We start from the raw sequence: 3,144 nt of genomic DNA on the forward strand, positions 1-3,144 counted from the left end.
CCTCGCCTCCGTCGGCGCGCTCGTCGTCCGCGAGGGCACCCCGGCGGACGCCGCCGACACCGCCGCCCGGCCGGGCACCGCCTACGCCGATACGCGCGTCGCGACGCTGACGCCGCTCGGCAACTGGGCGGTGTGGGTCAAGCTGGAACAGATCTGCGTCGCCGCCCAGAGCCCCGCGGGCAACATCGAACTGTCCGCCGAGGACATGCTGCGCGGCTGCGCCGACCTCACCCCCGGCCCGGCCCGCGCCGAATACCGCGCCTGGCTCGCCGCCCGCCCCGTCGGCAGCGCCGTCACCGAACTCCTCGACGCCGCCCGCGGCGACGACGCCCTGCTGCGCGGCCTTGCCTTCGAGGCCCTGCGCGCGGTCGGCGGCCCCGCCGAGCCCGCCGTCCGCGGCGCCTCCGCAGAGGCCGTCCTGCGCCCGTACGCCCTGCTGTGGCTGGCCGAGCAGGAGGGCGGCGACCCGGAGAACACGCTGACCGTGCTGACCCGCGAGGAAGCCACCTGGCTGTGGGTCGACACCGCCGCGGCCGTCGCCGACCACGGCGAGAGCCGGCTGCTGGTCCGCCACCTCGACTCCGCCGTGCAGGGCACCGTGCCCGCGCTGCTGGAGGAGGTACGGGCGGTCGGCCACCCCCGCACCGTGCAGGTCCTGGTCGCGCTGGCCGCCGCCCACCCCGACCCGGCGCTCGCCAAGGCGGTGCGCCGGGCCGCGTTCCAGGTGCACACCGGCGGAGTCTGAGCCGGGCCCCGGCGCGCGTACGGCCGTGCCGGGGCCGTGCGCGCCGCGGGCCCTCCCCGGCCGCCGCGGTAATCCAGTTGCGAGCCACCGTTAGACTGGTCCGTATGGCTTTCCTCCTTGTGCATTAGACGGCGTCAGACAGACCTCGACCGTCCTTCCCGCCGTCCATCCTGCTCAGGAGCAATACCGTGATCACCGCTTCAGGCGTCGAGCTGCGTGCCGGAGCACGCGTCCTCATCGAGTCCGCCTCCTTCCGCATCGCCAAGGGCGACCGCATCGGCCTCGTCGGCCGCAACGGAGCGGGCAAGACCACCCTCACCAAGTGCCTCGCGGGCGAGGGCCAGCCCGCCGCCGGCACCATCACCAGCTCCGGTGAGGTCGGCTATCTGCCGCAGGACCCGCGCACCGGCGACCTCGACGTCCTCGCCCGCGACCGCATCCTCTCGGCCCGCGGCCTGGACTCCGTGCTCCGCAAGATGCGGGAGAACGAGGACCGCATGGCCAACGGGCAGGGGGCCACGCGCGAGAAGGCGATGAAGAAGTACGAGCGCCTGGAGACGGAGTTCCTGACCAAGGGCGGGTACGCGGCCGAGGCGGAGGCCGCGACCATCGCCGCCAGCCTCGGCCTGCCCGACCGGGTCCTCGGCCAGCCGCTGCACACCCTCTCCGGCGGCCAGCGCCGCCGCGTCGAGCTGGCCCGCATCCTCTTCTCGGACGCCGACACCCTGCTCCTCGACGAGCCGACCAACCACCTCGACGCCGACTCCATCGTCTGGCTGCGCGACTACCTCAAGACCTACCGCGGCGGCTTCATCGTCATCTCCCACGACGTCGAGCTGATGGAGACCGTCGTCAACAAGGTCTTCTACCTCGACGCCAACCGGTCCCAGATCGACATCTACAACATGAACTGGAAGCTGTACCAGCAGCAGCGCGAGGCCGACGAGAAGCGCCGCAAGCGCGAGCGGCAGAACGCCGAGAAGAAGGCGTCCGCCCTCAACTCGCAGGCCGACAAGATGCGCGCCAAGGCGACGAAGACCGTCGCCGCGCAGAACATGGCCAAGCGGGCCGAGCGGCTGCTCGCCGGGCTGGAGGACGTGCGCGCCGCCGACAAGGTCGCCAAGCTGCGCTTCCCCGACCCCGCGCCCTGCGGCAAGACCCCGCTCACCGCCGAGGGCCTGTCCAAGTCGTACGGATCGCTGGAGATCTTCACCGACGTGGACCTGGCCATCGACAAGGGCTCGCGGGTGGTCATCCTCGGCCTCAACGGCGCGGGCAAGACCACGCTGCTGCGGCTGCTCGCCGGGGCCGAGGAGCCCGACACCGGTCAGGTCACGCCCGGCCACGGCCTCAAGCTCGGCTACTACGCGCAGGAGCACGAGACGCTCGACCCGGACCGCACGGTCCTGGAGAACATGCGCTCCGCCGCCCCCGACCTCGACCTCGTCGCGGTCCGCAAGACGCTCGGCTCGTTCCTCTTCTCCGGCGACGACGTCGACAAGCCGGCCGGGGTGCTCTCCGGCGGCGAGAAGACCCGGCTGGCGCTGGCCACCCTCGTCGTCTCCTCAGCCAACGTGCTCCTCCTCGACGAGCCCACCAACAACCTCGACCCCGCCAGCCGCCAGGAGATCCTCGGCGCGCTGCGCACGTACAAGGGCGCGGTCGTGATGGTGACGCACGACGAGGGCGCGGTGGACGCGCTCCAGCCGGAGCGCATCATCCTGCTCCCGGACGGCGTCGAGGACCTGTGGGGCGCCGACTATCTGGATCTGGTCGCCCTGGCCTGATGGGACACAGAACGTAACCGAATGCCGTGATCGGCCCGTACCCCTCGGGGTGCGGGCCGATCCGCTTGCGGTGACGTGAGGTGATCAGTGCCGACTGGATCATTCGGCCGACGCGTGATCCATCATCTGAGTGAGTGCGGCTCGTACCGCAGCGTGGCTGAGCGCCCCGGCGTGCGCCCTGTGCGTCCCGCCGGGCGCTCCGGCACCGCCCGCGCCCCCGCCGGGCCTGACCTGCCGCTTCGCTCGGCAACCCGGACGGCCGTACGGTCGGATCGACTCGGAATCCCGTGTTCCGGGGGCTGTCGGCCCCTCAACGCCGGGAAAACCCCTCCCACCTACCTTGCCGAATGGGTGGCCAGGACGGCGTGGAGGGGTGATCATGAGAGTCCAGAGCGCACTTCCCACGAGGAGGCACGGGTGGCCGAGACTCTGAAGAAGGGCAGCCGGGTTACCGGCGCCGCGCGCGAGAAGCTCGCGGCAGACCTGAAGAAGAAGTACGACTCCGGTGCGAGCATTCGGGCGCTGGCCGAGGAAACCGGCCGTTCCTATGGGTTCGTCCACCGGATGCTCAGCGAATCGGGCGTAACCCTGCGTGGCCGCGGAGGAGCGACG

Annotated in this window: 2 protein-coding genes and 1 pseudogene; all 3 read left to right on the forward strand. The window is 71.8% G+C overall.

The window, feature by feature from the left end; translation table 11 throughout:
- Positions 1-745: pseudogene (locus ACFU99_RS38730) on the forward strand (hypothetical protein); the annotation flags it as partial.
- A 188-nt stretch (positions 746-933) separates the two neighbouring features.
- Complete coding sequence (locus tag ACFU99_RS38735) at positions 934-2,532, forward strand: ABC-F family ATP-binding cassette domain-containing protein (RefSeq protein WP_384401934.1); 1,599 nt, start codon at positions 934-936, stop codon at positions 2,530-2,532.
- 417 nt (positions 2,533-2,949) lie between these two features.
- Positions 2,950-3,144: helix-turn-helix domain-containing protein (locus ACFU99_RS38740; RefSeq protein ID WP_384401936.1), on the forward strand; the 195-nt coding region annotated here is incomplete at its 3' end.

It is taken from the genome of Streptomyces sp. NPDC057654 (assembly GCF_042800135.1).
In the GTDB taxonomy this organism is placed as follows: domain Bacteria; phylum Actinomycetota; class Actinomycetes; order Streptomycetales; family Streptomycetaceae; genus Streptomyces.